Origin of the sequence: Paracoccus sp. (in: a-proteobacteria), assembly GCF_030536915.1 — a bacterium.
Lineage (GTDB): Bacteria > Pseudomonadota > Alphaproteobacteria > Rhodobacterales > Rhodobacteraceae > Paracoccus.
On the sequence record NZ_JAUNPC010000169.1, the window covers coordinates 1 to 2,855 of the forward strand.

At 70.2% G+C, this 2,855-nt stretch carries 4 protein-coding genes; all 4 read right to left on the reverse strand.

Going from position 1 to position 2,855, the window contains the following annotated elements:
- Positions 1 to 507 (reverse strand): acyl-CoA dehydrogenase family protein (locus tag Q4F04_RS15275; protein WP_303370650.1); only part of this gene is annotated, 507 nt, incomplete at its 3' end.
- A gap of 1 nt (position 508) precedes the next feature.
- Positions 509 to 1,267, reverse strand: coding sequence for an enoyl-CoA hydratase/isomerase family protein (locus Q4F04_RS15280; RefSeq protein WP_303370651.1), 759 nt, complete (start codon positions 1,265 to 1,267; stop codon positions 509 to 511).
- Positions 1,267 to 2,319: an acyl-CoA dehydrogenase family protein gene (locus Q4F04_RS15285; protein ID WP_303370652.1), complete on the reverse strand. Its 1,053-nt coding sequence runs from the start codon at positions 2,317 to 2,319 to the stop codon at positions 1,267 to 1,269. Before Q4F04_RS15285 ends, Q4F04_RS15280 begins: the two co-directional genes overlap by 1 nt.
- 13 nt (positions 2,320 to 2,332) lie before the next feature.
- Positions 2,333 to 2,855 (reverse strand): MaoC family dehydratase (locus Q4F04_RS15290; RefSeq protein WP_303370653.1); only part of this gene is annotated, 523 nt, incomplete at its 5' end.

Sequence of the window (2,855 nt, forward strand, 5' to 3'; positions counted from 1 at the left end):
GGTCCCCAGCGTGGTCCAGATCTTCTGGCCGTTGATGACCCATTCGTTGCCGTCCAGCACCGCCGAGGTCCGCAGCGAGGCGAGGTCGGACCCCGCGTTCGGTTCCGAATATCCCTGGCACCAGATGATCTCGCCCGACTGGATTCGGGGCAGGTGATACGCGCGCTGTTCGTCGCTGCCATAGCGGATCAGCAGCGGGCCCAGCATCGTCATGCCCTGGTCGGGCAGGCGGGCGCAGCCGTGGCGCTCCATCTCCTCGACCATGATGAGGTGCTTGGCGGGCGACAGCCCCATGCCGCCATGCTCGCGCGGCCAGTTGGGCGTCAGCCAGCCCTGCTGCGACAGCAGGTCGTACCAGGGCCGCGCCGCGTCGATATGCAGGCGCTGCTGCGGATTGCGCAGATCGGACGGGTAGTTCGCCTCGATCCAGGTGCGGACGGTCTGGCGGAAGTCCTCGTCGGACAGAGGGTTCAGGTCTTCATGCGGTTTCGGGTCGATGGCGGTCATCTCACATCCCCTTGAATTGCGGCTCGCGCTTGTCGAAGAAGGCCGCCCGGCCTTCGGCGGCGTCCTGGCTTGCCAGCAGTAGCGGCTGGATCAGCGCCTCGTAATCCAGCGCCTCATCGACGGCGCGGGCGAGGAAATCCTTGACATGGGCCTGCGGCAACGGCGCGCGCGCGGCGGCAGCGCGGGCGAGTTCGACGGCCCGGTCCAGCGCCGCGCCCTCCGCCGTCACCTCGTCCACCAGCCCCGCGGCCTGCGCGGCGGCGGCGTCCATGGGTTCTGCGGACAGCATCATCCGCCGCGCCGGCGCCGGGCCGATGCGGGCGGGCAGGCTGCCGAGCATTCCCAGATCCGGAATCAGGCCCACGCGGACGAAGGAGGCGAGGAACCGCGCCCCCTCTCCCGCCACGATCCCGTCGCAGGCCAGCGCAATCGACAAGCCAGCCCCCGCCGCCCAGCCTTCGACGGCGGCGTAAAGCGGCTTGGGGTATCGCACCATGCGCCGGATCAGGTCGCCGCTGCGCATCATCCGCTCGCGCGCACCCGCCACGGTTTCAGTGCCGAGCGTCGCCAGGTCGCCGCCCGCGCAGAAGTTGCCCCCCGCGCCGGTCAGCACCACGGCGCGCACGGCTTCGTCGGTCCGGGCCGAGGTCAGCGCCTGAAACAGCCCGTCCTTGATCGCCTGCGTCAGCGGGTTGCGCCGCTGCGGCTCGTTCAGCGTCAGGACCAGCACCCCGTCCCGGTTGTCGCGATCCAGCGCCATCAGGCCGCCTCGGCATGGGTTTCGGCGTGGCGCTTGCGGTGGGTGCTGGCCGAGCCGTAGCGGTTCATCAGCACCAGCGTCTTGCGCAGGAACAGGCCGATGTCGGCCTCATCCGTGTAGCCGATCGCGCCGTGCATCTGGATCGCCTGGCGGGTCACGAACTGCGCCGCCTCGCTGGCGCGGGTCATCGCGCGCGAGACCGCGGCGCGCACATCGCCGTCGCCGTCGAAGGCCAGCGCCGTGTCGCGGATGACGGCGCGGGTGATCTCGATCTGCACCTTCATCTCGACCGCGCGGTGCTGCAGCGCCTGGAAGCTGCCGATGGGCCGGTCGAACTGGCGGCGGGTCTTGAGGTAGTCCAGCGTGATCTCGAACGCCCGCTCCATCACGCCCAGCAGACAGGCGGCGTTGGCAAGCGTGGCCGCGTCGAAAGCGCGCGGATCGGCGAAGGGGATGCGGCGGCCCGCCACGCCGTCCAGCCGGACGCGGCCCACATGGCCGCCGTCCTGGGTGCGCTCGGTCGTGATTTCAGTGTCCGCGGCCGCGACCAGCCAGCCGCCTTCGGCCGTCGTGACCAGCAGCTCGTCGGCCGCAGCCGCCAGCGGCACGAAGCGCTTCTCGCCGCTGAGCCGGTCGCCCTGGACCGTCACGCCGCCGGCGATGTCGGTGCCGTCGGCGGCAAAGCTCCATGCGGGCAGGATCAGGCGTTCGCCCGACAGCGCCTCGGCCGGGGTTTCGGCCCCCATCACGTCGATGGCAAGCTGCGCCTCGATGAAGGGCTCGGGCAGCAGCGCGGCTCCGGCTTCGGCGGCGAGGACGGCATATTCCAGCATTCCCAGCCCCATGCCGCCCGCGTCCTCGGACAGGCGCAGGCCCAGCCAGCCCATCCCGGCGAGTTCCGCCCATGCCCCGCGGTCGAAGCCCGTGTCGGACTTCTCCAGCGTCCGCTGGCGCTTGAAGCCACCCTGACGCGGGGCGATCCCGGCGGCGCTTTCGACGAGCATCCGCAGTTGTTCCTGCCGGTCCTCGTCATTGATGCGGATCGAGCTCATCCCTTACCCCCACTCATGCGAAATCGAACTTGCCGTTGCCGATGGCGATCACGTCCCGCTCTACCACGCGGGTGCGGAACGAGCCGTCCTTCCAGAACTCGACGCGCAATGTCTCGCCCGGATAGACGCTGGCGGTGAAGCGCGCGTCGAGACCCCGGAACCGGCTGGTGTCATGGCCGCAAAGCTGCGCCAGCAGCACATGGGCGGTCATGCCCAGAAAGCACATCCCGTGCATGATCGGCCGCTCGAACCCGGCGCGGGCGGCAACCTCGGGGTCGAGATGCAGGGCGTTGTCGTCGCCGTTCCAGCGGTAATAAAGCGCCTGTTCGGGCCGCGTCTGCACCTCGGCCGCGCCGTCAGGCTCGGTTTCAGGCAGCTTGTGGACCGGCTTCGCGGGGCCGCCGGGACCGCCGAAGCCACCGTCGCCGCGCAGGAAGGTCGTGTTGCGGGTCGTGGCCAGCAGGGTGCCGGTCTCGGCGTCGCGCAGTTCCTTTTCGGTGTAAAGCAGCGCGCCCTTGCCCTCGCCCTTGTCGATC